Below are 23,193 nucleotides of genomic sequence, written 5' to 3'. Positions count from 1 at the left end.
GTAGTCTGCCCGTTCTTCTGCCCGGGGGTTCAGCGTCGGCATGTCCGCACAGGTTGCCAATCTCCGGCCCGGAGGCGCCGAGCTGTTTCGCCTCCGTGCCGCCAATTTCAGCCTGCTGGTCCTGCGGCTGCTCGACCCGCGCATCGAAGCGATCGTTCCGGCCATCGCCGACCAGTTCCGTCGCGCGCCGGGTTTCCTGCGCAACGCGCCGATCGCCATCGGCCTCGACGACCTCGATCCCGATGCCAGCGTGGACTTCCCGGTGCTGATCCAGGAACTGCGCGCCGCCGCGATCCAGCCGATCGGCACCACCGGCGGCTCGCCGGGTCTGCGCTCGGCGGCGCTCAGCGCCGGCCTGCCGCCGCTGCGCTCGGTGGGGGAGGCGCAGGAAGCGCCGGTCTTCACCGCGGCCCCCGCCGCTCCCGCGCCCGAGCCGGAGCCGCCGGCACCGGCGCGCCGGACCATGGTGGTGGACGGCTCGGTCCGCGCGGGGCAGCGGATCTGGGCGCAGGGCGCCGACCTCGTGATCAACGGCACGGTGAACCACGGGGCCGAGGTGATCGCCGACGGCAACGTCCATGTCTGGGGCACGCTCAAGGGCCGCGCGGTCGCCGGTGGGGCCGAGGACACCGAGGCGCGGGTCTTCGCGTTGAACTTCGACCCCGAGCTGGTGTCGATCGCCGGCTACTACGCCGTGCGCGACGGGCTGGGGGCGGCGCCGATCGGCAAGCCGGTGCAGGCGCGCCTGGTCGGCGAATCCATGCGCTTCGACAAGCTGGGCTGACGGGCGGGGCCGTCAAACCCCCGCGGCGACGATGTGGGCGCCGTTGCGGGGGATCGAGAGACTGACACTACAGGGGGATAGGGCGCGATGGCGCAGGTGATCGTTGTGACTTCCGGAAAGGGAGGCGTCGGCAAGACGACCTCTTCCGCCGCCATCGCCACGGGTCTGGCGCAGACCGGCAAGAAGGTGGCGGTGATCGACTTCGACGTCGGCCTTCGCAACCTCGACCTGATCATGGGTGTCGAGCGGCGGGTGGTGTTCGACATCGTCAACGTGATCTCGGGCGAGGCGCGGCTGAACCAGGCGCTGATCCGCGACAAGCGGGTCGACACGCTGAGCATCCTCCCGGCCTCGCAGACCCGCGACAAGGACGCGCTGACCAAGGAAGGCGTGGGCAAGGTCATCGAGGAACTGGGCGGCGAGTTCGACTACATCCTGTGCGACAGCCCGGCCGGCATCGAGAAGGGCGCGCTGCTGGCGCTCTACTTCGCCGACCAGGCGATCGTGGTGACCAACCCGGAAGTCTCCTCGGTGCGCGACAGCGACCGCATCCTGGGCGTGCTGCAGTCGAAGTCGCGCCGCGCCGAAGAAGGCAAGGACGCGGTGAAGGAGCACCTGCTCGTCACCCGCTACGACCCGGCGCGCGTGGAGCGGGGCGAGATGCTCAAGCTCGAAGACATCCAGGACATCCTGCGCATCCCCCTGCTGGGCGTGATCCCCGAGAGCGAGAGCGTGCTCAAGGCCTCCAACACCGGCAACCCGGTGATCCTGGACACCGAGAGCAATGCGGGCCAGGCCTACAAGGACGCGGTGAGCCGCTTCTTGGGCGAGGACAAGCCGATGCGCTTCCTGGGCCTGGAGAAGAAGGGCATCCTGTCACGCCTGTTCGGGGGGAGGGCTGCATGAGCTGGCTCGCTCTTTTTCGCAACAACCGGCAGCAGCAGCCGACGGCGACGGCCTCGGCCGCCAAGGAGCGGCTGCAGATCGTGCTGGCGCATGAGCGTATCAGCCGCAAGGGCGAGGACTTCCTCCCCAAGCTCCAGCGCGAGATCGTGGAGCTCGTGGCCAAGCACGTCGCGATCAACCCGGAAAAGGTGAACGTGGCGCTGGAGCGCGGCGGCGACCTGTCCGCCTTGGCGATCACGGTGGAACTGCCCGGTCCCGCCCAGGCGCCCTACGGGGTGGATCGCCGCGCCTCCTGAGGCCCTCCCGCGCAACCCCTGCCGCGCGGCGGGGTTTGCGCCGGACCGGCCCGGCGGCCGCGACAGCCGCATCGCCCGCGTGAAGAACGGGCGATGCGGTGTCTCACGGCACGCGTCGTTTCCCGCCTGCAAGGTTGACCCCCCGGCGCCCAGCCCTTATAGGCGCCCGAAATCCGAAAGCGTTGGTTATGAAGATCCGCAACAGCCTGAAGACTGCCAAGCTCCGTGACAAGAACTGCTACGTGGTGCGCCGCCGTGGCCGCCTGTACGTTCTGAACAAGAAGAACCCCCGCATGAAGGCGCGCCAGGGCTAAGAACCCGGCGCCTTCCGGCCTTCGCGGCCGGGGGACGATTCGGCAAACAGGCCGCCCGGGGCAACCTGGGCGGCTTGTTTGTTTCCGACGCGGGCGAACGGATCCGGGGCGGCCGTTGAGCGGCCCCGGCCCGTCGCGCTGCTACTTGCCCAGCACGCGGTCCACCGTCCGGTCGGTGGAGCGGCCGATCGCCTCGGCCGTGCCGCTCGGCGGGTCCAGGGTGTCGCGCACCTTCTGCCCGGTGGTGCGCTCGGCACAGGCGGCGAGTCCGCCGAGCACCAGCAGCACGGCGAGGGTGGGCTTCACGATCTGCATCAAAGGGTCCTTCCTGTTCGATCCTGTTTCGGTAAGGACCCCGGGCAAAGCGAAGTTTCCGGCAGGATCGTGGCACGTGCCTCCGGGCGCGGGGGACTTCGCGGGAACTCCGTGCTTGCCACCGCCGCCGGCTGCGCCACATTCGCTGCTGATGCGCCAGCACGTCGCCGCCGCCCTCCTTGCCGCCATGCTCGCACCGGCGTCCCTGCCGGCGCTGGCGCAGGCGCCGCGTGCCAACCCGCCGGCCGAGGCCGCGCGGCAGGCCGAGGCGAAGCGGCTGCTCGACGCCCTGGCACGCGCGCCGGACGAGGAAAGCGCCGCCCCGGTCGAGGCACGGCTGCGGGCGCTCTGGGCGCAGCGGAGCACGCCGGCGGCGCGGCTGCTGCTGAACAGCGCGGCGCGCAACATCCGCTCCGGCGCGGTGGATGCGGCGCTGGAGGATCTCGACGCCGCCCTCACGCTGCAGCCCGACGACCCGCAGGGCTGGATCCTGCGGGCCGAGGCGCAGTCGGCGGCCGGTGCCGCGAACGACGCGGCGCGCGACCTGCAGCAGGCCCTGCGCCTCGATCCCACGCGATTCGACGCGCTGGTGGCGCTGGCGGAGGTGCAGGAAGGGGCCGGTGACCTCCCGGGCTCGCTGCGCTCCTTCGAGGCGGCGATGAAGCTGAACCCGCATCTGGCGGGCGGCACGGCGAGGCTGCGCGAGCTGCGACGCCGGGCGCTGGGCGACAACACCTGACAACCGAGGAAGATCGGCCAGTGCAAGACCGTATCCGCGTGCTGGGCAGCGAACTGCTGTCCGACGACCGCTACATCCTGCGCAAGACGCGCTTCGAGTACCGACGCCGCGACGGGCGCTGGCAGACGCTCACGCGCGAAACCTATGACCGCGGCAACGGCGCGGCGATCCTGCTGATCGAGCCGCGCCAGCGCACGGTGGTGCTGGTGCGCCAGTTCCGCTTTCCCGCCTATGCCAATGGCCATTCCGGGGAGCTGGTGGAGGTTCCGGCCGGCATGATCGACGAGGGCAGCCCGGAGGAAACCATCCGTCGCGAGGCGGAAGAGGAGGTCGGGCTGCGCGTCGGCACCCCGCGCAAGGTCTTCGAGGCCTTCATGAGCCCCGGCGCGGTGACCGAGAAGCTGTTCTTCTTCACCGCGGAATACGACGCCTCCGATCGCATCGCCGAGGGCGGCGGGCTGGAAGCGGAGGGCGAGGATATCGAGGTGCTGGAGGTCCCGCTGGACGAGGCCATGGCCATGATCACCCGCGGCGAGATCGTCGACGCCAAGACGATCATGCTGCTGCAGTACGCGCGGCTCCGGGAACTCGGCGCGGCGGAATAACCCCGCCGCGCCGGCGGGCGTCAGCGACGCTGCTGGGCCGGGGCGGGGGTGCTGCCTGACGTGCTCCCCTGGCGCTGCGCCGGGGCAGCGGCGGCCGGGGCACCAGGGGCGGCGGCACCGGGGGCGGTGGCGTCGCCACCGGCCGGGGGCGGGCCGCCGTAGCTCAGGGTTTCGGTGCCGATCTGCGCCGTGCCGATCAGCGTCCACTGGCCAGTCAGCGTGCCGTTGGGCAGGATCTTGTAGACCGCGAGGCCCGGCTGGTTGCCGGCGGTGAAGCCGATCGCGAAGGTATCCTTCGACGCCATGGCGTAGCCGTCATAGCGGCCGACGCTGGTTTCCCAGAGCACCTGCCACGACGCGAGTCCCACCTGATGCATCGCCAGCGTGCCGGTATAGGGCGAGCCATCGGGTCCGTTGCCGACCACGTTGTAGAAGCCTTCCTTCTGCGCGTGCGCCGGCGTGGCGAAACCCAGGGCCAGCGGCGCTGCGAGCGGCAGCGCCAGCAGGCCGGCGCGAAACAGTCGTGGTGCAAACATCGGCATGGACCTTTCCGGTCGCCCAGGGTGGCGACGCGCGGGCAGTGTTGGTTCCGGGCAGGCCGAAGGGTGCGCCGGCCGCGGCGCGACTCCCGCCGCCCCGGTTGGCGAGGCCTTCGGTGCTGCGCACCCGCGTAGCACGACCGCCCCCGCCGGTCATCGCGTGCGACGCGACGGCGGGCGGGGAATACGTCCCGGCGACCGCGGTGGCACCGTGCCCCGGCCACCCGCCGCGCGGCGCCGGCCCCTGGCAAGGCGGCACCGGATGGGCCATCTGCCGCACGACGCGAAACCGCACCGGCGCCCCGTACCGGCGCCCCAGACATGCGCGAGGAGTTCCCATGCCCGCACCCCAGCCCGAAGCCGCGCTCGACACCGGCGCCGCCGCGGCGCTCAGCCCCGAGCAGCGCCAGGCGATCGAGGCCGCCGCCTTCCGCAAGCTGGTGGCGCACCTGCGGACCCGGACCGACGTGCAGAACATCGACCTGATGAACCTCGCGGGCTTCTGCCGGAACTGCATGTCCCGCTGGTACCGCGAGGCCGCGGCGGATGCGGGCGTCACCATCGCCGACCCTGATGCGCGCGAGGTCGTTTACGGCATGCCCTATCGCGACTGGCAGGCGCAGCACCAGCGCGAGGCGACGGCGGAACAGAAGGCCGCCTTCGCCGCCACCAACCCAGGCCACTGAGCGACGGAACGCAGCACGGTGCCGCCCCTTCTCCGAAGCCTGATCCTGCCGCTGCGGCAGCTCGACGACCGGTCCTTCCGCAACACCCTGCTCAAGGGGCTGTTCGGCGCGCTGTTCAGCTTCGTGGCCGTGGTGTTCCTGGCGGACTGGGGCGTTTCGGCCCTGGTCGGGGGCAGCGGCTGGATCGCCACGGTCGCCGGCTGGCTCGGCGGGCTGCTGGTGTTGGCCTCGGCCGTGTGGCTCTTCGTGCCGGTGGCGCTGGCGATCTCGGGCCTGTGCTCCGACGCCGTGGCCGAGGCGGTGGAGCGGCGCTTCTATCCCGGGCTGCCGCCGGCGCGCGGCGCCTCGCTGGCGGCGCAGGCGCGCTTCAACATCGTGCTGTCGCTGCAGGTGCTGGTGATCAACCTCGTGCTGCTGCCGCTGGGACTGTTCCTGCCGCTTATCGGCGCCGTGCTGTTCTGGGTGGTGGCCGCGGTGTCGCTGGGCAACGGCATGTTCGAGGGCGTCGCGCAGCGCCGCATGACGGTGGCCGAAGCGCGGGCGCTGCGGCGGCAGCGGCGCTTCGAGGTTCTGGCGCTGGGCGGCGCGCTGGCGGCGCTGGCGCTGGTGCCCGTGGCGAACCTCCTGGTGCCGATCCTGGGCACGGCGGCCATGACGCACCTGCTGCACCGCAACGAGGTTCCAGTGCCGTCGCTGCGGGCCGTGCCGGACGCGGGGCTCTGACGGCGCCCGACCCATACGTGGTCCCGGGCCGCCGCTGATCTCCGGAAAGCACGGGAAAGCTCCGGCGGCCCGCGCCTTTCCGAACGCCGGACCGGGCGCGCCTCAGGCCGGGCGCACGTTCCAGAAGGTCGCGAAGCCGTCCAGCACGCCCGACACGTTGCTGCGATAGGCGGTGGGCTGGAGGTACTGGCCCAGCGGGTAGAAGGGCGTGTGGTCCATCGCCTCGAGCTGGATGTCGCGGCAGATGCTCTGCTGCGCGGCAAGGTCGGGGGCGCTGAACCAGCTGTCGCGCAGCTCCTCGATGCGCGGGCTGCGCGACCAGCCCGGATAGCTGCCGTCGCCGCGCAGCGCCGCGTGGCCCGCGGGGTTCAGCCAGTCGGTACCCGACCAGTTGGTGACGTAGGCGCTCCAGCCGCCGTCCGAAACGGGGCCCTGCCGGTTGCGGCGCTGGAGCATGGCGTTGAACTCGACCGCGTAGACTTCGACGTTCATGCCCGCCTGCTTCATCATGTCCGCCGCGACCTGTCCTTCCGCCAGCAGCGAGGGCGTGTTGGACGGGATCATCAGCAGCACGGTTTCGCCGTTGTAGCCGGCAGCCTTCAGCGCCGCGCGCACCTTGTCCATGTCGCGCGCACCGCTCAGCGGCGCCAGGCCCGCCTCGGAGGCCATGGGCGTGCCCGGGCAGAAGAAGCCCAGCGGCACATGGAACATCGACGGATCGTCGGTGCCCACCACCGCCTGCATGTAGGAGGTCTGGTCCAGCGCGCCCCAGAGCGCCTTGCGGATCGCGGGGTTGTTGAAGGGCGGCTGCAGGTGGTTGACCCGCATCATGTTCACGAAGCCCGTCGGGTCCAGCGTGCGCACGGTCACGCCGGCCGCGCCGCGCAGCAGCGACATCTGGTCGTGAAAGGCGTATTCCTGCCAGTCCTGCTCGCCGGCCAGCAGCGCGGCCGTGGCGGTGCCGCTGTCGGGGATCGTTTTCCACTCGACGCGGTCGTAGTGGACGATCTTGGGGCCCGAGGTCCAGGTCGGCGTCCCGTCCCCGCGCGGCACGTAGCGCTCGAACTTCGTGTACACGTTGCGCTCGCCCGGGATGCGCTCATCCGCCTTGAAGCGGAAGGGGCCGGAGCCGATGATCTCGGGCACCGGCTGGAACGGGTCGGTGTTGGCCAGGCGCTCGGGCATCATGGCGCAGACCGGCACCGAAGCCTTTCCCAGCGCGATCGGCAGCAGCGGGAAGGGCCGCTTCAGCCGGAAGCGGATCGTGCGGTCGTCGGGGGCGGAAAGCTCCTCCGTCGCGGCCATCAGCGTGGCGCCGAAGGGGTCGCGCTTCGCCCAGCGGCGGATGCTGGCCACGCAGTCGCGCGCCAGAACCTTCTCGCCGTCGTGCCACAGCAGGCCTTCGCGCAGGCGCAGGTCCCAGCGCTTGCCGTCGTCCTCGACCCGGTGGCCTTCCACCATCTGCGGCGTGGCCCCGAAGCTGTTGTCCATGCCGTAGGGCGTGTCGAACACCGCGTAAGCGTGGTTGCGGGTGATGTAGCCGGTGCTCAGCACCGGATCGAGCGTCACGAGATCCTGCTGTGGCGTGAAGCGCAGCGTGGTGGCGGTGGCCGCGCGCACGAGGCTCGGGCGGGCCACCGTTCCGGCCAGGGCGGTGCCGGCGGCCTGCAGCAGGGTTCGACGCTTCAAGGGTTTTGCTCCGGAGGGATACGCCGGAGTGTGCAAGGATCGTGCCCAGCGGCGCGGCAGGGTGCCGGTGCGCGCGCCCCTCTGTTAACGGTGGCCAAGCGGTTGCACAGTGGGGCGGCAAAGATGCCGCAAGGAGCCTGCATGGTCCGCACCCTGATCCGCGCCTCGCACGTGATCGCCTACCAGGATGGCGGCCATCGCCACCTGCGCGACGGCGTGGTGGTGGTGGAGGACGACACGATCCTCCATGTCGGGCACCGCTACGACGGCGCGGTGGACCGGGTGATCGAGGCCAAGGACCGGGTGGTGACGCCGGGCTTCATCAACACCCATGCGCACCTGTCGGAGTCGCCCCTCGACAAGAGCTTCGTCGAGGACCGGGGGCCGCGGCAGTTCTACCTGAGCGGGCTGTTCGAGTTCCTGTCCGCGCGTGACGGCGCCATCACCGAGGCCGCGCGGCGCGCCAGCATCGCTTATTCCATGCCCGAGCTGCTGCGCACCGGCACCACCACGATCATGGAGATCGGCCGCTGGGGCGACGTGGTGGCGGAGCACGCGGCGCGCTGCGGCATCCGCGCCTATATCGGCCAGGGCTACCGCTCCGGCCGCTGGTTCACGCCCGACGGGCGCACCGTCAGGTACGAGTGGAGCGAGGATGACGGGTTCGGCGCCATGGACGCGGCGGTGGAGTTCATCACCCGCGTGGACGGGCGCGAGAACGGGCGCCTCAAGGGTTTCCTAACGCCGATGCAGGTGGACACCTGTTCCGAGGCGCTGCTGCGACGCTCGGCGGATGCGGCGCGCGAGATGCGGGTGCCGCTGGCGCTGCACGTGTCGCAGTCGGTGCCCGAATTCCACGAGATGACGCACCGCCACGGCTGCACCCCAATCGAGTGGCTCCGCAGCATCGGCTTCCTGTCGGAACGCTGCATCCTGGGCCACTGCATCATCCCGGGCGAAAGCTCCTGGGCGAACTACGCCGCCGACGACGTGGGCATCCTGGCCGATACCGGCGCCAACGTGGCGCACGCGGTCTGGGTCTTTGCGCGGCGCGGCATCGCGATGGAAAGCTTCAGCCGCTACCTCAGGCGCGGCGTGAACATGACGATCGCCACCGACACCTGCCCGCAAAGCATGATCGAGGCGATGCGCTGGACCTCGGTGGTGTCGAAGATCCAGGACCGGCAAACGCAGGTCGCCACCGCCGCCGACGTGTTCAACGCCGCCACGCTGAACGGCGCCAAGGCGCTGGGGCGCGACGACCTCGGCCGCATCGCACCGGGCGCCAAGGCGGACCTGCTGATCTGGCGCGGCGACAGCCTGTTCATGACGCCGCTGCGCGACCCCATCCGCAACCTGGTGTTCTCGGCAACGGCCGAGGACCTACAATGCTCGATGGTGGACGGGCGCGTGGTGATGGAGGACGGGGTGGTGCCGGGCTACGATCCGGTGGAACTCGGCCGGGCGGTGCAGGAAGGGGCGCAGGCGATGTGGGACGGCATGAAGATCCACGACTGGAAGAAGCGCGACATCGAGGAACTGTCCCCTTCCAGCTTCCCGGCCTTCCGGGAGGTCGCGCCGGTCGCCTGAGCGGGAACGGCCAGCAGCCGGCGGCTTGGGACGGGGCGACCCGCCCAAGCCGCGGTTGCCCTTACCGCATCAATCGGTGGCCGTGCCTCGGCCATCGTGACGCCCCTCATCCGCGCGGCGACGGAGCGGATAACGGCGGCCAGGGCGCGGCGGCTTCCCGAAGCACCGCGTTGGCAGTACCGGGCCGTGCCGCTATACCCGCCCCCTTTCCGGGGGCTAGGGGGAACATATGTCGGACGTTACCGAGCAGGATCAGGAGCAGGACGCCGATGTCGGCGGCATCGCGGCCGACCGCCTGCGCTCCATCATCGAGCGGGTGGAGCGGCTGGAGGAAGAGCGCAAGGCTCTGGCCGACGACATCAAGGACATCTTCGGGGAGGCCAAGTCGGCCGGCTTCGAGGTCAAGGTGATCCGCCAGATCATCCGCATCCGCAAGCAGGAGCCCGCCGAGGTGGAGGAGCAGGAAACCCTGCTCGACCTCTACCGCCGCGCGCTCGGCATGTAAGGGACGCCTCCGATGCCGGAACGCGGGGAGGGCGGGTGGATCCCGATCAACGCCCGCCTCGCGTTGCGGGAAGAGGAGCTGAGCGAAAGCTTCGTCCGCGCCTCGGGCCCGGGCGGGCAGAACGTCAACAAGGTGTCCAGCGCGGTGCGGCTCAGCTTCGACCTGGCGGCCTCGCCCTCGCTGCCGCCGGCGGTGAAGGAGCGCGCGGCGCGCCTGGCCGGGCGGCGCCTGACCAACGAGGGCGTGATCGTGATCGCGGCGCAGCAGTTCCGCTCGCTGGAGCAGAACCGCCAGGACGCGCGCGAGCGGCTGCTGGCGCTGCTGCGCGAGGCCGCGGTGGCGCCGGTCTATCGCGTCGCGACGCGGGTGCCACGTTCGCAGAAACGACAGCGGCTGGAAGTGAAGCAGCGCCGGGGCGACATCAAGCGCCTGCGGGGCACGCCGGCCGCGGACTGAGGCGCCGCGGCCCGGGGGTTCTCAGTCCTGCCGTGGCGGCCGCCGGAGGGCGCGGCGCAGGTCGTCGCGGGCCATCTTCGCCACGGACTTGCCGGCCAGCACCGACAGCACGCCGAGGGTGAAGCCGGCCGAGCTGTGGATCACGGCCAGCAAAGGAAGAAACAGCATCCTCAGGCCATCCGGTCGTGGCGCATGTGCGACACCCGCCGGGCGGCTAGGCCGAGCAGCGCCGTGGAAATGCCCAGCACGCCGCCGCACAGCAGCGACAGGGCGACGGTGAGGCCGGACAGCAGGTGCAGCCGAGGCATGGGGACGGGAACGGGCAGGATCATCGGGCGGAACTCCCGGCTCGGGGTCTGAAGCGGCGCGGGTCACGCAGCTGGGGCGGCGCGCCGGAAGCACAACGGCGCCGGGTGCCGCGGGTTCAGTATCCGCGTCGGCCGTCACGCGCCGCATGGACGGCGGGGCTGACCGCCCGGCCGCCCGACGCCGCGCGGCAACCCTTCAGTACATCGCCGCCACGGTCTCGGCATGGTGCTGGAGAACCAGCTTGCGCCGCGCCTTCATGGTGTGGGTCAGCAGCCCGTTCTCCACGGTGAAGGGCTCCACCGCGCGCCAGCGGCGAATGCGCTCGATGCCCGACAGGCGCCCGTTCACGCGCTCCACCGCTTTGCCGGCATCCGCGCCCTCGGCCGGCACCAGCAGCGCCACGATGCCCGGCCGCCCTTCGCCGGCCACCACGGCCTGGGCGATCTCGGGCTCGGCCATCAGCAGGCCTTCGATGCGCGCGGGGGAGACCATGTCGCCGCCCAGCGTCTTGATGAAGTCCTTCTTGCGGTCGAGGATCGCGAGGTGGTTGGCGCCGTCGAGGCGGCCCACGTCGCCGGTGTGCAGCCAGTCCTCCACGATCGCGGCGGCGGTCGCCTCGGGCGCGTTCCAGTAGCCGTCCATCACCAGCTCGCCCCGGATCACCAGCTCGCCATCCTCGGCGACGCGCGCTTCCACGCCGGGCAGGGGCTGTCCCACGGTGCGGCGGTCGTTGTCCCAGGGCATGTTGACGCTGACCACAGGCCCGGCCTCGGTCTGGCCGTAGCCCTGCAGCACCGGCACGCCCAGCGCCAGGAAGAAGCCCGACAGGTCGGGGTCCAGCCGCGCGCCGCCCGACACCAGCGCCACCAGCCGGGTGCCGAAGCGCGCCTGCACCTTGCGGCGGACCAGGCGCTCCAGCACCGCGTCCTCCACCCATTCCCAGGGCAGGAGGCGCGGCCCGTCGAGGCGGCGCAGCCCCAGCGCCACGGCGCGGTCGAAAAGGCGGCGCTTCCAGGGCTTCTCCTTCTCGAGCCCGGCCAGGATGCGGGCGCGCAGCACCTCGAACAGGCGCGGCACGGCGGTGACCAGGGCGGGCTCGACCTCGGGCAGTTCCGCCGCCAGCTTCTCGGCGCCGCGGCTGTAGACGACCTCCATGCCCAGCGAGGGGAGGAGGAAATTGCCCACCGTGTGCTCGTAGGCGTGGCTCAGCGGCAGGAAGGACAGGTAACGCTCGCCGTCGAGCTTGAGCGGCTTGGTCACCACCGCCAGCCCGCGCTGATTCGCCAGCATGGCGCGGTGCGGCAGCATCACCCCGCGCGGCGCGCCGCCGGTGCCGGAGGTATAGATCAGGCAGGCCAGTCGCCCGGCCGGGATCTGCGCCACCTCGGCCATCAGCATCGGCAGGTCGGCCGGGGTGGCGAGCAGCTCCGCCCAGGGGACCGCCCCCTCGGTGGCGTCCATCGTGACCAGCAGGTCGAGCCCACCCAGTTCCGCGGCCGCCTCGCGCACCTTGGCGGCGAGGCGAGTCGTGGACACCACCGCCGCGCGGGCGCCGCTGTCGCGCAGGATGTGAACGTGATCGGCCACCGTGTTGGTGGTGTAGGTCGGCACCGTCACCGCGCCGATCGCCATCAGCGCCGTATCGGCGATGGGGAACTCGGGCCGGCTCTCGCTCACCAGCAGGACGCGGTCGCCGAACCCCACCCCGCGCGCCCGCAAGCCTGCGGCCACGGCAGCCACGGCGGCGGCGAACTGCCCCCAGCTCATCCGCTGCCAGCCGCCGTCGCGCCACGCAGTCAGCATCGGCCGGTCGCCCCGTTCCGCCGCCAGCTGCAACAGCATTCCGGGCAGGCTCGTCCAGCGTGCCGCCCCTTCGGTGCCGTCCCTCATCGCGTCGTGTCTCCCCCCGGCCTTGGTGCGACGCGGCGCGGCCATATATCCAGGCACGAGTATTCGCGACGCACGAGGCACACGCATTTCCATGTTTCACCCGACCTGCCTAGGCGATCCCCGCAACCACGACATTTCCAAGGGCAGCGGGGGGAGCACAGGGGAGGCCCTGCCGCAGTGGGACCTGAGCGACCTTTACGCCGCGACCGACGACCCGAAGCTTGCGGCCGACCTCGACCGGGCCGAGGCCGAGGCCCAGGCGCTGGAGGCCGAGGCCGCCGGCAAGCTGGAGGGGATGAGCGGCGACGCGCTGGCCGCGGTGATCGAGCGATTCGAGCGGGTCGAGGAGATCCTGGGCCGGGCAGTCAGCTACGCCCAGCTTCGCTTCTCGGGCGATGCCACCGATAGCGAGAACGGCCGCTTCTACCAGACCATGCAGGAGCGGGCGACGGCGATCGGCAGCCATCTGCTGTTCCTGACGCTGGAGCTGAACCGCCTCGACGACGCGGTGCTGGAGCGCAAGCTGCGGGAGTCGAGCGCGCTGGCGGCCTGGGAAAGCTGGCTGCGCGACCTGCGCGTGTTCCGCCCGCACCAGCTCTCGGACGAGGTCGAGAAGCTGCTGCACGAGAAGGAGGTTACGGGCCGCTCCGCCTGGAACCGCCTGTTCGACGAAACCGTGGCCGCCATGAAGGTCCGCGTGGGCGAGGAGGAGCTGACGGTTTCCGCCGCGCTCAACAAGCTGTCGGACCGGGATCGTTCCGTGCGCGAGGCCGCGGCCAAGGGCGTTTCGGCGGCTTTCGGCGGGCAGGTGAAGCTGTTCTCGCTGATCACCAACACGCTCGCCAAGGACAAGGAGATCCTGGACAACTGGCGCCGCTACCCGCGCCCGGGCTCCTCGCGCAACCGCGCCAACATGGTCGAGGACGAGGTGGTGGACGCGCTGGTGAGCGCCGTCCGCGAAGCCTATCCGCGCCTGAGCCACCGCTACTACTCGATGAAGGCGAAGTGGCTCGGCATGGAGCGGATGCAGCACTGGGACCGCAACGCCCCGCTGCCCGACGAGGATGACCGCACCATCCCTTGGCTCGAGGCCAAGGAGCGCGTGTTCAAGGCATACAACGCCTTCTCGCCCGAGCTCGCCTCGGTGGGGCAGCGTTTCTTCGATAATCCCTGGATCGACGTGCCGCCGCGCCCCGGCAAGGCTTCGGGCGCCTTCGCGCACCCGACGGTGCCCTCCGTCCACCCGTACCTGCTGCTGAACTACCACGGAAAGTCGCGCGACGTGATGACGCTGGCGCACGAGCTCGGCCACGGGGTGCATCAGGTGCTGGCGGCGGATCAGGGCTACCTGCGCTCCGGCACGCCGCTGACCCTGGCCGAGACAGCGAGCGTGTTCGGCGAGATGCTGACCTTCCGCGCCGTGCTCGATGCCGAGACCGACCCGGTGCGCCGCCGCGCGCTGCTGGCCGGCAAGGTCGAGGACATGCTCAACACCGTGGTGCGGCAGATCGCCTTCTACACCTTCGAGACGCGCCTCCATGACGCGCGCCGCAAGGGAGAGCTCTCGGCCGAGCAGATCGGCGAGATCTGGATGGGGGTGCAGACCGAGAGCCTCGGGCCGGCCTTCGAGTTCACGCCGGACTACAGCGTGTACTGGGCCTATATCCCGCACTTCGTGCACTCGCCCTTCTACGTCTACGCCTACGCCTTCGGGGACTGCCTGGTGAACGCGCTCTACGGCGTCTACCAGAGCGGCGCGGTGCCGGACTTCCAGGCGAAGTACCTCGACCTGCTGCGCGCCGGCGGCACGCTGCGGCACCGGGAGCTGCTGGCGCCCTTCGGCCTCGATGCCTCCGATCCCGGCTTCTGGCGCAAGGGCCTCGACGTGATCGCGGGCTTCATCGACGAACTTGAGCAACCCGTTGCTGGAGCCGCCGCATGAGCGAGGGTGACCGCCGCGGCGGCAATATCTTCGGCGAGATCCGCCGCATGGCGCGTACCTCCGGCGCCGTGGGCGGCATCGCCGCCCGCGTGGCGGGGGAGCGCTACCTCGGCATCAAGACCGACAAGCACGCCCATGCCGAGGACCTGAAGGCGGTTCTCGGCGGCCTCAAGGGGCCGATGATGAAGGTGGCGCAGCTGCTTTCCACCATTCCCGACGCTCTGCCGGAGGAATACGCGCGGGAACTGTCGCAGCTGCAAAGCAACGCGCCGGCGATGGGCTGGCCCTTCGTGCGCCGTCGCATGAGCACCGAGCTCGGCCCCGACTGGCAGACACGGTTCCGGCGCTTCGGCCAGGAAGCGGCGGCCGCGGCCTCGCTGGGGCAGGTGCACCGCGCCACCACCCAGGCCGGGCAGGACGTCGCCTGCAAGCTGCAGTACCCCGACATGCCGACCGTGGTGGAGGCGGACCTGCGGCAGCTGCGCCTCGCCATGGGCATCTACGCGCGCATGGACAGCTCGATCCAGACCGGCGACGTCTATGACGAGCTAGCGGAGCGGCTGCGCGAGGAGCTCGACTACGAGCGCGAGGCCGCGCAGATGCGCCTTTACGGCATCATGCTGGAAAACGAGCCCGGCATTCAGGTGCCCACCGCCGTGCCGGAGCTGACCACCAAGCGCCTGCTGACCATGAGCTGGCTCAACGGCCGCTCCATCCAGAGCCGCATCGAGGAAGACCCGACCCAGGAGGAGCGCGACGCCTATGCCCGCGTGCTGTTCCGCGCCTGGTACGTGCCCTTCTACCGCTACGGCGTGATCCACGGCGACCCGCACCTGGGCAACTACCAGGTGCGGCCGGAGGATCGGGGGCTGAACCTGCTCGACTTCGGCACCATCCGCGTCTTCAAGCCGAGCTTCGTGTCGGCGGTGGTGCGCCTGTACCGCGCCGTGCGTGACGGCGACGACGACGCGGCGGCGCATGCCTTCGAGGCCTGGGGTTTCCGCAACCTCAGCCGCGAAACCATGGACGTGCTGATGAAGTGGGCGCGCTTCCTGCACGAGCCGGTGCTGGACGACCGGGTGCGGCCGATCTCGGAGTCGAACGACCCGATGTTCGGACGCAAGGTGGCCGAGGAGGTTCATGCGGGCCTGAAGAAGACCGGGGGCGTGAAGCCGCCGCGCGAGTTCGTGCTGATGGACCGCGCCACGGTGGGGCTGGGCAGCGTCTTCCTGCGGCTCAAGGCGCGGCAGAACTGGCACCGCCTCTTCGAGGAACTGATCGACGGCTACGACGAGGACGCCCTGGCCGCGCGGCAGGACAAAGCGATCCGGCGTGCGGGTGTTCCTCAAGATAGCGTGTGATCCAACGCATCTAGGTTAAGGGAACGCCACGTTCCGGCTGATCGATGCGGGTGGACCCCGGAGTGGTACGGCCACGCCAGCAGGCTTTCTGCTGGCGTGGCGTGATCATGCCGGTGCCAGGGCGGTGGTGATTTCTGCAGTTTGAAACTGGAACAACTGCGTCGTCGCACCCGGGATGTTGCTCCCAGTGGGTGCTTCTTTGCCTGACATGAAGACGAGTGGAAGGACCAGCAAGCGGCTTTGGATCGGCGAATCTCGGCGCTTTTGCTGTTTCATTCGTTACATTTCGCCTTCATGCCCAGGTTAACCGTCGCCTCGTAGTGCAGTTCGTGCCCGAGTTTCCCGGCTCCACGGTGTTCGGGCACGGAGAAGAGCGAGACATGAGTTCCAACCGACGCAACTTCCTCGGTACCGCCGTTCTGGGCGCAGGAAGTCTCACCGCGCTCGCCGCCACCGGAGCAGAAAAGGCCAGCGCGAATCCCGGTGATGGCGGCTTCGGCCGTCAGGTCGTACAGCTCCCGCCCGGCGAAAAGGTCGCCTATCACGATCCGGCCGATGTCGGCGCGATGCCCGACTTTAAATTCTCGCTCGACGGTAACCGGCCCAAGGTCACGACGGGTGGTTGGGCGAAAGAAGCAACCGTGCACCAGTTCCCGATCAGCACGGGGATCGCGGGCGTGCACATGTTTCTCGATGCGGGCGCATCGCGGGAACTGCACTGGCACGCCATTGCCGCCGAATGGGCTTACGTGATCGACGGCCGTTGCCAGACGGTGGTGTTGGACCCTTCGGGCGCCAGCGAGATCAACAACTACGAGCCGGGTGACCTCTGGTTCTTTCCGAAGGGCCATGGCCACTCGATCCAGACCATCGGCGACAAGCCCTGCCACTTCATCCTGAGCTTCGACAACGGTGCTTTCTCCGAGCACGGCACCTTCTCGATCACGGACTGGATCGACGTGACGCCGAAGGAGATGCTGGCTGCCAACTTCCGGCTGCCGAAGGACCTGTTCGACGCTTTCCCGAAGGGCGAGACCTACATCCAGGCCGGGCCGGTGATTCCCCTTTCCGACGCGCTCGACGCGCCCTGGCCGCGTGAGTCGACGCATAAGTTCCGGCTGCTCCGCGACAGCAGGGCAGCGCGCGACTTCGATGGCGGCACCTTCCGCCTCGCCACCGTGGACGAGTGGCCGGTCTCGAAGAGCATGTCGGGCGGTGTGATGACCATCAAGCCGGGCGAGCAGCGGAACCTGCACTGGAACGTAAACGCCAACGAATGGCACTACTACCTGCGTGGCAAGGGGCAGGTGGCGCTGTTCGGATCGGGTGGCCGTGGCAAGGTGGCAGAGTTCGGGCCGGGTGACGTCGCCTACATCCCGCAAGGCTTCGGGCACTGCATCCGCAACAGCGGCAGCGAGGACCTGGAGATTGTGCAGACCTGGGACAACGGCAAGTTCGAGGAGATTGACCTCGACAAGTGGGTGCAGTCGAGCCCGCGTTACCTGCTGTCCAACAACTTCGCCGGCGTTCCGAACGACACCATCGGCAAGATGAAGCAGAGCTGAGCAGGTTTCCCGACCGGTGCTGCTGCAGGCGCCGGTGAAAGGTGGCGGGGCGGCCTCGTGGCCCCGCTGCCGCATTGCCGCGCGATGCTTAGCTGCGCGGTGGCGTTGGCCGGTGGCAGACCGCCACGTCTTCCGCCCCGGCTGACGCACTTCGCCCCCACTCGGCTTCGGGCGAGACCTTTCTTCCCCGCCGGGACATCTTCATGCCTTGCGGCCCTCCGCGCGCCCGGTGATCGTGCGCAGAAGGGAACGAAGCGTGGGAGGCGGCATGAAACTGGCCGTACCGAAGGAAAGACGGGCCACCGAGGCCCGCGTGGCGGCGACACCCGAGACCGTGCGGCAGCTGATCGGCCTCGGCCTCACGGTGGCGGTGGAAAGCGGCGCAGGCGTTGCGAGCGGCTTCCCGGACGCCGCCTATCGCGAGGCGGGGGCCGAGATCGCGCCCGACACGGCTGCGGTGCTGGCGGGGGCCGGGATCGTGTTCAAGGTCCGCGCGCCCCTGACGGCCGGCGAGGGCGAGGTCGACGAGCTCGCCCTGATCCCCGACGGCGCCATGCTGGTCGGCATGCTGGAAGCCTTCGCGGTGACGGAGCGTGCGGCCGCCTACGCGCTCAAGCGGCTGACCGCCTGCTCGATGGAGCTGCTGCCGCGCATCACCCGGGCGCAGAGCATGGACGTCCTGTCCTCGCAGGCGAACCTCGCCGGCTACCGCGCGGTGATCGAGGGCGCGGCCGCCTTCGACCGCGGCTTCCCCATGCTGATGACGGCCGCCGGCACCATCGCGCCCGCCAACGTCCTGGTGCTGGGCGCCGGCGTCGCCGGCCTGCAGGCCATCGCCACGGCCCGGCGGCTGGGCGGGCGCGTCTCTGCCTCCGACGTGCGGCCCGCCGCGAAGGAGGAGATCAGGTCCCTCGGCGCCAGCTTCGTGGGCGTGGAGGATGAGGAAAGCGCCGCGGCACAGACCACCGGCGGCTACGCCAAGGCGCTGAGCGAGACCTACCTGCGCAAGCAGGCCGAGGTGGTCGCCGTCGCCGCGGCCAAGGCCGACATCGTGGTCTGCACCGCACTGGTGCAGGGCAGGCGGGCGCCGGTGCTGCTGAGCGAGGCCATGGTGGCCTCCATGAAGCCGGGCTCGGTGGTGGTGGACATCGCCTCCGACGCCGGCGGCAACTGCGCCGCCACGGTGCCGGGCGAGATGATCACCACCGCGAACGGGGTGAAGGTGCTGGGCTGGCGCAACTGGGCCGCCCGCATCCCATCCTCCGCCAGCAGCCTTTACGCGCGCAACCTGCTGACCTTCCTTTCCACCTTCTGGGACTGGGACGCCGGGGCGCCGAAGCTGCCCGAAGGGGACGAGATCGTGCACGGCGTGCTGCTGACGCAGGGCGGCGCCGTGGTCCACCCGCAACTCCGTTCCGCCTGAGGAGCGCCCGACAGATGAACCCAACGGAACTCGCCAACCGGGCGGAGGCGACCGCGAACCAGGCCATCGCCCTGGCGCGGGAAGCGCGGAGCCTGGCGGAACAGCACGGGCCGGCGGCGATGGACGCGGTGGCGCAGGGCGCGGCCACGGCGGAGCCTTTCCTGCTGCTGCTGACGATCTTTCTGCTGGCCTGCTTCGTCGGCTACCACGTCGTGTGGAACGTCACCCCGGCGCTGCACTCGCCGCTGATGGGCGTGACCAACGCCATCTCCTCGGTGATCGTGGTGGGCGCGATCATGGCGACGGGGCTGGGCGACTCGGTCGCGGCCAAGGTCTTCGGCTTCCTGGCCGTGACGCTGGCGTCGGTGAACATCGTCGGCGGCTTCCTGGTGACGCGGCGAATGCTCGCGATGTTCCGGCGCAAGGGCTGAGCGGTCCCATGGCGCACACGCTCTCGACCCTGGCCTACCTCGTCGCCTCGGTCCTGTTCATCCTGGCGCTGCGCGGCTTGAGCAGCCCCGTCACCAGCCGGCGCGGCAACCTGTTTGGCATGATCGGCATGGCCATCGCCGTGCTGGCGACCCTGGCGCAGCCCGGCATGTCGGGCGGCGGCGTCGCCATCGTGATCGCCGGGCTGGTGATCGGCGGTGCGGTTGGAACGGTCCTGGCCAACCGGATCGAGATGACGGCGCTGCCGCAGCTCGTGGCCGCCTTCCACTCGCTGGTGGGCCTGGCCGCCGTCTGCGTCGCGGCGGCCGCCTTCTACGCCCCACAGAGCTTTGGCATCGGCGTTCCGGGCGACATCCACGGGCAGTCGCTGGTGGAGATGTCGCTGGGCCTGGCGATCGGCGCGGTTACCTTCTCGGGCTCGGTGATCGCTTTCAGCAAGCTCCAGGGCACCATGTCGGGCGCGCCGATCACCTTCGGCGGGCAGCACTGGATCAATGCCGGGCTGGGCCTGCTGCTGCTGGTGCTGGTGATCAGCTTCGTGGCCACCGGCAGCGGGCTGCTGTTCTGGTTGATCGCGATCCTCAGCTTCGCGCTGGGCTTCCTGCTGATCATCCCCATCGGCGGCGCGGACATGCCGGTGGTGGTGTCGATGCTCAACAGCTATTCCGGCTGGGCGGCGGCGGGCATCGGCTTCACGGTGGGCAACCTCCTGCTGATCGTGACCGGCGCGCTGGTCGGCGCCTCGGGCGCGATCCTGAGCTACATCATGTGCAAGGGCATGAACCGCTCCATCATCAACGTGTTGCTGGGCGGTTTCGGCGGCGAGGCCGCGGCAGCTACGGCGGGACCGGCCGCGGCGCAGCAGCCGGCGCGGCCGGTGAAGTCCGGCTCGCCGGAGGACGCGGCCTTCATCATGCGCAACGCCGGCCGGATCATCATCGTGCCGGGCTACGGCATGGCGGTGGCGCAGGCGCAGCAGGTGCTGCGCGAGATGGCGGACCTGCTGAAGAAGGAAGGTGCTTCGGTGGAATACGCCATCCACCCGGTGGCCGGCCGCATGCCCGGGCACATGAACGTGCTGCTGGCCGAGGCCAACGTGCCCTACGACGACGTGAAGGAGTTGGAGGAGATCAACCCGGAATTCGCCGAGGCGGACGTGGCCTACGTGATCGGGGCCAACGACGTGACCAACCCGGCGGCCAAGACCGACAAGTCCTCGGCCATCTACGGCATGCCGATCCTAGACGTGGAGCGCGCCAGGACGGTGTTCTTCGTCAAGCGCGGCATGTCCAGCGGCTACGCCGGCGTGGAGAACGAGCTGTTCTTTCGCGACAACACGATGATGCTCTTCGGTGACGCCAAGAAGGTGACGCAGCAGATCGTGCAGGCCCTGCAGCACTGAGGGCACACGGCCCCATCATCCCGGCAACGGGGCGGTGGGGTTGTTCATCCGCCTCGCGGGCGGGACACCGACACGACAAATCGCGGCCCATGGGTCACCCCATGCCGCGATCTGTATGTCTCGGCGGTCACCCGTCCCGGAGGACGGGGGAGGGCTTCAGAAGCCCTCGCGCTCCAGGCGCTTGCGCTCGACCTTGCGGGCGCGGCGGACGGCCTCGGCGGCCTCGCGGGCGCGGCGCTCGGACGGCTTCTCGTAGTGGCGGCGAAGCTTCATCTCGCGGAAGACGCCTTCGCGCTGGAGCTTCTTCTTCAGCGCCTTCAGCGCCTGATCGACATTGTTGTCGCGGACGACGACCTGCACTCGGCTCGGTCCTCCTGCTAGGGGTGACGTTGGTTGAAGACGTGCCGAATCACGGACGCGACGGTCCGCTCTCGGGAGCGCGGCCGATAACACGTCACGATCGCGGTTGGAAGGCCTTCCCAGCCGGTGGCACCGGGCCAATCTGGCATTCCTGCTCAAGATTTCCACGGGAACACGCCATGGCCATCCTCAAGATCGCGCGAATGGGCCATCCGGTCCTCCTGCAGCGCGCCGAACCCGTCGAGGATCCGACCGACCCCGAGATCGGGCGGCTGATCGAGGACATGATCGAGACCATGATCGACGCCAACGGCCTGGGCCTCGCGGCGCCGCAGGTCCATGTGCCGCTGCGCCTCTTCGTGGTGCGGGAGTTCGAGGGCGGGCGCGGGCTGATCAACCCCACGCTCGAGCTGCTGGACGAGCCGACCGAGCCGGGATGGGAGGGCTGCCTGTCGATCCCCGGCCTGCGCGGCTGCGTGCCCCGCGCCCGGCGGGTGCGCTGGAGCGCCACGGACTTCAACGGCAACACCATCTCGGGCGAGGCCGAGGGGATGGCCGCGCGGGTGCTGCAGCACGAGTACGACCACCTCGAGGGCACCATGTACCCGATGCGGATGACGGACCTATCGCTGCTGGGCTTCAACGAGGAGCTCACGCGCGCCGCCGCGGCCCATCGGCGGACCGAGGACGCCGCGGCCAAGGGCACCCAGGCCTCCGCCGGAACGGCCCAGGGGGCACCCCAGGGGGCACCCCAAGGCAATCTGTCGTGATCCTGGCCCTGCCGCCGGTGGAGCGGAGTGCGGAGCGCGACGCGCTGCTCCAGGCCAGCCTGCCGCACGTCGCCCGCCTCGGCTGGACCACGCAGGCGCTGCGTGAAGGGGCGGCGTCGCTCGGGCTAGCGCCGGAAACGCCCGACTGGCTCTTTCCCCGGGGCGGTCTGGGCGCGCTGGAAGCCTGGTGCGACCTGGCGGACCGCCGCATGGCCGAGGGGGCGCAGCTGGAAGGTCTGCGCACGCCTGGCCGCATCCGGGCGCTGATTGCCCGCCGCATCGGGCAGGCGGCCCCCCACAAGGAGGCCGTCCGGCAGGGGCTGGCGACGCTATCGCTACCCTGGAACGCCAGGGTGATGCTCAGGACGACGCTGCGGACCGCCGACGCGACCTGGGTGGCCGCCGGCGACGTGTCCACTGACCTGTCCCGCTACACCCGCCGGGCGACGCTGGCAGCGCTGTACGGCAGCGTGCTGGCTTACTGGATGGCGGACGGCAGCGAGGACTCGGCGGCGACGCTGGGCTTCCTGGACCGCCAACTGTCGCGGCTAGGTCGGCTGCAGCAGCGGAAGCCCCGCTGAGGCCGGCTGCCATGGCATTTCGGCAACGGGCGCCAAGCCGTTGCTTCCCATGGGGATGCGTGCGCCACAATCTTTCCTGTGCAGCCCCGCTGCCAGGAGCTATAGCAGCGGCGGGGGCAGGGGGTGCCCTCGATGCTTTTGATCGGAGACACCGGCTGCGATGATGCCGTCCCGCTTCCTGCTCGCCGGCCTGGTTTCGGCCTTCGTCGGCGCTGCCTCGCCCGTATTCGCACAGGGCGCCTGCCTGCAACCGGCCGAAAAGACGGCCTTCGACGTCCGCGCGCTGCAGAGCCAGATGATGGTCGTGGCGCTCAGCTGCAAGCATGAGGACGTCTACAACGCCTTCGTGACGCGCTACAGCTCGCAGCTGAGCAGCGCCATCAAGGTGATCGACGCCAGCTATCGCCGGGCCGGGGGGCAGAAGGCGATGGACGGCTACATCACCAACATGGCGAACCAGCAGTCCCAGGAAGGGATCCGCATGGGCTCCCGCTTCTGCGGCAACAGCGCCGAGCTGATGCAGTCCGCCATGGCCGCGCCGGTCGAGCCCGCGGCGCTGGCCAAGGTGACCGAGGACAACAACCTGTCCAACCCGCACGGCCGCAGCGAGTGCACGGGTTCCGCCGTGACCGCCGCCAAGCCCGAGCGCCCCGCGGCGCGTCCGGCCCGCGTGCGCTCGGTGTCCACCCACCGCTGACCCTGCGCCCGCCGCCTGCCGGCGGCACGGCGTGCTGAGAAGGCGTCCCTCCGGGGGCGCCTTTTTTGTTTTGGGCGGCGGGACGGCTTCGGCGCGGGACCCGCAAAAGGAAAGGGCCGGTCCCTGCGGACCGGCCCTCCTGGTCAAGCGACGGTTGAGGTCGCCCGCGTGATCAGCGCAGGACGATCTCGACGCGGCGGTTCTGCGGCTCGCGCACGCCGTCGGCGGTGGCGACCAGCGGACGGCTCTCGCCGAAGGCCTGCACCGTCATCTGCGAGCGAGCCACGCCGTTGCGG

Annotated in this window: 27 protein-coding genes and 1 pseudogene; 20 read left to right on the top strand and 8 right to left on the bottom strand. The window is 70.2% G+C overall.

The window, feature by feature from the left end; translation table 11 throughout:
- Positions 1-40 precede the first annotated feature (40 nt).
- The 4 genes from minC (at position 41) to ykgO (ending at position 2,300) form a co-directional block, all read left to right on the top strand.
- Positions 41-784: a septum site-determining protein MinC gene (gene minC / locus ACFFGY_RS11540; protein ID WP_377044648.1), complete on the top strand. Its 744-nt coding sequence runs from the start codon at positions 41-43 to the stop codon at positions 782-784.
- An 87-nt stretch (positions 785-871) separates the two neighbouring features.
- Positions 872-1,690: a septum site-determining protein MinD gene (minD, locus tag ACFFGY_RS11535; protein WP_377044647.1), complete on the top strand. Its 819-nt coding sequence runs from the start codon at positions 872-874 to the stop codon at positions 1,688-1,690.
- Positions 1,687-1,986 carry a cell division topological specificity factor MinE gene (gene minE, locus ACFFGY_RS11530; RefSeq protein ID WP_377044646.1) on the top strand — a complete coding sequence of 100 codons (300 nt, stop codon included), beginning with the start codon at positions 1,687-1,689 and terminating at the stop codon, positions 1,984-1,986. The genes minD and minE overlap by 4 nt, the downstream gene beginning before the upstream one ends.
- A 188-nt stretch (positions 1,987-2,174) precedes the next feature.
- Positions 2,175-2,300 (top strand): type B 50S ribosomal protein L36, encoded by a 126-nt coding sequence (gene ykgO / locus ACFFGY_RS11525; RefSeq protein ID WP_377044645.1) that lies wholly within the window; start codon positions 2,175-2,177, stop codon positions 2,298-2,300.
- Between the two features lie 141 nt (positions 2,301-2,441).
- Here the strand turns inward: ykgO and ACFFGY_RS11520 are convergent, their stop codons facing one another.
- Entirely contained in the window at positions 2,442-2,615 is a 174-nt protein-coding gene (locus ACFFGY_RS11520) for a hypothetical protein (RefSeq protein ID WP_377044644.1), read from the bottom strand.
- A gap of 115 nt (positions 2,616-2,730) precedes the next feature.
- Between ACFFGY_RS11520 and ACFFGY_RS11515 the strand changes: the two genes are divergently transcribed.
- Both ACFFGY_RS11515 and ACFFGY_RS11510 read left to right on the top strand, forming a co-directional pair.
- Positions 2,731-3,354: a tetratricopeptide repeat protein gene (locus ACFFGY_RS11515; protein WP_377044643.1), complete on the top strand. Its 624-nt coding sequence runs from the start codon at positions 2,731-2,733 to the stop codon at positions 3,352-3,354.
- Positions 3,355-3,374: 20 nt separating this feature from the next.
- On the top strand, positions 3,375-3,959 hold the full coding sequence (locus ACFFGY_RS11510; protein ID WP_377044642.1) for an NUDIX domain-containing protein: 585 nt from the start codon (positions 3,375-3,377) through the stop codon (positions 3,957-3,959).
- Between the two features lie 20 nt (positions 3,960-3,979).
- Here the strand turns inward: ACFFGY_RS11510 and ACFFGY_RS11505 are convergent, their stop codons facing one another.
- Entirely contained in the window at positions 3,980-4,495 is a 516-nt protein-coding gene (locus ACFFGY_RS11505) for a hypothetical protein (RefSeq protein ID WP_377044641.1), read from the bottom strand.
- 341 nt (positions 4,496-4,836) lie between these two features.
- On the opposite strand from ACFFGY_RS11505, the gene ACFFGY_RS11500 reads away from it, so the two are divergent.
- Together ACFFGY_RS11500 and ACFFGY_RS11495 are read left to right on the top strand one after the other, a co-directional pair.
- On the top strand, positions 4,837-5,184 hold the full coding sequence (locus tag ACFFGY_RS11500; RefSeq protein ID WP_377044640.1) for a DUF1244 domain-containing protein: 348 nt from the start codon (positions 4,837-4,839) through the stop codon (positions 5,182-5,184).
- A gap of 18 nt (positions 5,185-5,202) precedes the next feature.
- Complete coding sequence (locus tag ACFFGY_RS11495; protein ID WP_377044639.1) at positions 5,203-5,907, top strand: EI24 domain-containing protein; 705 nt, start codon at positions 5,203-5,205, stop codon at positions 5,905-5,907.
- Positions 5,908-6,009: 102 nt separating this feature from the next.
- Here ACFFGY_RS11495 and ACFFGY_RS11490 read toward each other — a convergent pair whose 3' ends face one another.
- Positions 6,010-7,596, bottom strand: coding sequence for an ABC transporter substrate-binding protein (locus tag ACFFGY_RS11490; protein ID WP_377044638.1), 1,587 nt, complete (start codon positions 7,594-7,596; stop codon positions 6,010-6,012).
- A 141-nt stretch (positions 7,597-7,737) separates the two neighbouring features.
- Between ACFFGY_RS11490 and ACFFGY_RS11485 the strand changes: the two genes are divergently transcribed.
- From ACFFGY_RS11485 to arfB, 3 genes are all read left to right on the top strand, one after another.
- Entirely contained in the window at positions 7,738-9,186 is a 1,449-nt protein-coding gene (locus tag ACFFGY_RS11485; protein WP_377044637.1) for a chlorohydrolase family protein, read from the top strand.
- 229 nt (positions 9,187-9,415) lie between these two features.
- A complete protein-coding gene (locus tag ACFFGY_RS11480) occupies positions 9,416-9,691 on the top strand; it encodes a DUF2312 domain-containing protein (protein WP_377044636.1) in 276 nt (91 codons plus the stop codon).
- Between the two features lie 12 nt (positions 9,692-9,703).
- Positions 9,704-10,147: an alternative ribosome rescue aminoacyl-tRNA hydrolase ArfB gene (gene arfB, locus ACFFGY_RS11475; protein ID WP_377044635.1), complete on the top strand. Its 444-nt coding sequence runs from the start codon at positions 9,704-9,706 to the stop codon at positions 10,145-10,147.
- Between the two features lie 21 nt (positions 10,148-10,168).
- Here the strand turns inward: arfB and ACFFGY_RS11470 are convergent, their stop codons facing one another.
- The 3 genes from ACFFGY_RS11470 to ACFFGY_RS11460 all read right to left on the bottom strand — a co-directional run bounded on the left by ACFFGY_RS11470 (position 10,169) and on the right by ACFFGY_RS11460 (position 12,346).
- On the bottom strand, positions 10,169-10,315 hold the full coding sequence (locus ACFFGY_RS11470; protein WP_377044634.1) for a hypothetical protein: 147 nt from the start codon (positions 10,313-10,315) through the stop codon (positions 10,169-10,171).
- A 2-nt stretch (positions 10,316-10,317) separates the two neighbouring features.
- A complete protein-coding gene (locus tag ACFFGY_RS11465; RefSeq protein ID WP_377044633.1) occupies positions 10,318-10,479 on the bottom strand; it encodes a hypothetical protein in 162 nt (53 codons plus the stop codon).
- Between the two features lie 172 nt (positions 10,480-10,651).
- Positions 10,652-12,346, bottom strand: coding sequence for an AMP-dependent synthetase/ligase (locus ACFFGY_RS11460; protein WP_377044632.1), 1,695 nt, complete (start codon positions 12,344-12,346; stop codon positions 10,652-10,654).
- A 91-nt stretch (positions 12,347-12,437) separates the two neighbouring features.
- Between ACFFGY_RS11460 and ACFFGY_RS11455 the strand changes: the two genes are divergently transcribed.
- The 6 genes from ACFFGY_RS11455 (at position 12,438) to ACFFGY_RS11430 (ending at position 20,489) form a co-directional block, all read left to right on the top strand.
- Positions 12,438-14,288 (top strand): M3 family oligoendopeptidase, encoded by a 1,851-nt coding sequence (locus ACFFGY_RS11455; protein ID WP_377044631.1) that lies wholly within the window; start codon positions 12,438-12,440, stop codon positions 14,286-14,288.
- Positions 14,285-15,649 (top strand): ABC1 kinase family protein, encoded by a 1,365-nt coding sequence (locus ACFFGY_RS11450; RefSeq protein ID WP_377044630.1) that lies wholly within the window; start codon positions 14,285-14,287, stop codon positions 15,647-15,649. Before ACFFGY_RS11455 ends, ACFFGY_RS11450 begins: the two co-directional genes overlap by 4 nt.
- 380 nt (positions 15,650-16,029) lie before the next feature.
- Positions 16,030-17,214, top strand: coding sequence for a cupin domain-containing protein (locus ACFFGY_RS11445; RefSeq protein ID WP_377044629.1), 1,185 nt, complete (start codon positions 16,030-16,032; stop codon positions 17,212-17,214).
- 268 nt (positions 17,215-17,482) lie between these two features.
- Entirely contained in the window at positions 17,483-18,637 is a 1,155-nt protein-coding gene (locus ACFFGY_RS11440) for a Re/Si-specific NAD(P)(+) transhydrogenase subunit alpha (RefSeq protein WP_377044628.1), read from the top strand.
- A gap of 14 nt (positions 18,638-18,651) precedes the next feature.
- Positions 18,652-19,068, top strand: coding sequence for an NAD(P) transhydrogenase subunit alpha (locus ACFFGY_RS11435; RefSeq protein ID WP_377044627.1), 417 nt, complete (start codon positions 18,652-18,654; stop codon positions 19,066-19,068).
- Between the two features lie 8 nt (positions 19,069-19,076).
- Positions 19,077-20,489: an NAD(P)(+) transhydrogenase (Re/Si-specific) subunit beta gene (locus tag ACFFGY_RS11430; protein WP_377044626.1), complete on the top strand. Its 1,413-nt coding sequence runs from the start codon at positions 19,077-19,079 to the stop codon at positions 20,487-20,489.
- 156 nt (positions 20,490-20,645) lie between these two features.
- Here ACFFGY_RS11430 and rpsU read toward each other — a convergent pair whose 3' ends face one another.
- A complete protein-coding gene (gene rpsU / locus ACFFGY_RS11425) occupies positions 20,646-20,849 on the bottom strand; it encodes a 30S ribosomal protein S21 (protein ID WP_019459559.1) in 204 nt (67 codons plus the stop codon).
- Positions 20,850-21,028: 179 nt separating this feature from the next.
- On the opposite strand from rpsU, the gene def reads away from it, so the two are divergent.
- The 3 genes from def (at position 21,029) to ACFFGY_RS11410 (ending at position 22,897) form a co-directional block, all read left to right on the top strand.
- The gene (def, locus tag ACFFGY_RS11420) at positions 21,029-21,619 is read left to right on the top strand and encodes a peptide deformylase (RefSeq protein ID WP_377044625.1); all 591 of its coding nucleotides are present in this window, start codon (positions 21,029-21,031) and stop codon (positions 21,617-21,619) included.
- Positions 21,616-22,200, top strand: a complete 585-nt coding sequence (locus ACFFGY_RS11415; protein WP_377044624.1) for a COQ9 family protein — start codon at positions 21,616-21,618, stop codon at positions 22,198-22,200. The genes def and ACFFGY_RS11415 overlap by 4 nt, the downstream gene beginning before the upstream one ends.
- A gap of 160 nt (positions 22,201-22,360) precedes the next feature.
- The gene (locus ACFFGY_RS11410; protein WP_377044623.1) at positions 22,361-22,897 is read left to right on the top strand and encodes a hypothetical protein; all 537 of its coding nucleotides are present in this window, start codon (positions 22,361-22,363) and stop codon (positions 22,895-22,897) included.
- Positions 22,898-23,069: 172 nt separating this feature from the next.
- Here the strand turns inward: ACFFGY_RS11410 and ACFFGY_RS22760 are convergent.
- A pseudogene (locus ACFFGY_RS22760) lies at positions 23,070-23,193 on the bottom strand (OmpA family protein); the annotation flags it as partial.

Source organism: Roseomonas elaeocarpi (genome assembly GCF_042433915.1).
GTDB classification, from domain to species: Bacteria; Pseudomonadota; Alphaproteobacteria; order Acetobacterales; family Acetobacteraceae; genus Roseomonas; species Roseomonas elaeocarpi.
This window is presented reverse-complemented; position numbering and strand designations above follow the sequence as displayed.

Coding starts and splice junctions, on each gene's coding strand:
- minC (WP_377044648.1), top strand. CDS start 41: ATGTCCGCACAGGTTGCCAATCTCCGGCCCGGAGGCGCCGAGCTGTTT.
- minD (WP_377044647.1), top strand. CDS start 872: ATGGCGCAGGTGATCGTTGTGACTTCCGGAAAGGGAGGCGTCGGCAAG.
- minE (WP_377044646.1), top strand. CDS start 1,687: ATGAGCTGGCTCGCTCTTTTTCGCAACAACCGGCAGCAGCAGCCGACG.
- ykgO (WP_377044645.1), top strand. CDS start 2,175: ATGAAGATCCGCAACAGCCTGAAGACTGCCAAGCTCCGTGACAAGAAC.
- ACFFGY_RS11520 (WP_377044644.1), bottom strand. CDS start 2,615: ATGCAGATCGTGAAGCCCACCCTCGCCGTGCTGCTGGTGCTCGGCGGA.
- ACFFGY_RS11505 (WP_377044641.1), bottom strand. CDS start 4,495: ATGTTTGCACCACGACTGTTTCGCGCCGGCCTGCTGGCGCTGCCGCTC.
- ACFFGY_RS11500 (WP_377044640.1), top strand. CDS start 4,837: ATGCCCGCACCCCAGCCCGAAGCCGCGCTCGACACCGGCGCCGCCGCG.
- ACFFGY_RS11485 (WP_377044637.1), top strand. CDS start 7,738: ATGGTCCGCACCCTGATCCGCGCCTCGCACGTGATCGCCTACCAGGAT.
- ACFFGY_RS11480 (WP_377044636.1), top strand. CDS start 9,416: ATGTCGGACGTTACCGAGCAGGATCAGGAGCAGGACGCCGATGTCGGC.
- arfB (WP_377044635.1), top strand. CDS start 9,704: ATGCCGGAACGCGGGGAGGGCGGGTGGATCCCGATCAACGCCCGCCTC.
- ACFFGY_RS11470 (WP_377044634.1), bottom strand. CDS start 10,315: ATGCTGTTTCTTCCTTTGCTGGCCGTGATCCACAGCTCGGCCGGCTTC.
- ACFFGY_RS11465 (WP_377044633.1), bottom strand. CDS start 10,479: ATGATCCTGCCCGTTCCCGTCCCCATGCCTCGGCTGCACCTGCTGTCC.
- ACFFGY_RS11460 (WP_377044632.1), bottom strand. CDS start 12,346: ATGAGGGACGGCACCGAAGGGGCGGCACGCTGGACGAGCCTGCCCGGA.
- ACFFGY_RS11455 (WP_377044631.1), top strand. CDS start 12,438: ATGTTTCACCCGACCTGCCTAGGCGATCCCCGCAACCACGACATTTCC.
- ACFFGY_RS11450 (WP_377044630.1), top strand. CDS start 14,285: ATGAGCGAGGGTGACCGCCGCGGCGGCAATATCTTCGGCGAGATCCGC.
- ACFFGY_RS11445 (WP_377044629.1), top strand. CDS start 16,030: ATGAGTTCCAACCGACGCAACTTCCTCGGTACCGCCGTTCTGGGCGCA.
- ACFFGY_RS11440 (WP_377044628.1), top strand. CDS start 17,483: ATGAAACTGGCCGTACCGAAGGAAAGACGGGCCACCGAGGCCCGCGTG.
- ACFFGY_RS11435 (WP_377044627.1), top strand. CDS start 18,652: ATGAACCCAACGGAACTCGCCAACCGGGCGGAGGCGACCGCGAACCAG.
- ACFFGY_RS11430 (WP_377044626.1), top strand. CDS start 19,077: ATGGCGCACACGCTCTCGACCCTGGCCTACCTCGTCGCCTCGGTCCTG.
- def (WP_377044625.1), top strand. CDS start 21,029: ATGGCCATCCTCAAGATCGCGCGAATGGGCCATCCGGTCCTCCTGCAG.
- ACFFGY_RS11410 (WP_377044623.1), top strand. CDS start 22,361: ATGATGCCGTCCCGCTTCCTGCTCGCCGGCCTGGTTTCGGCCTTCGTC.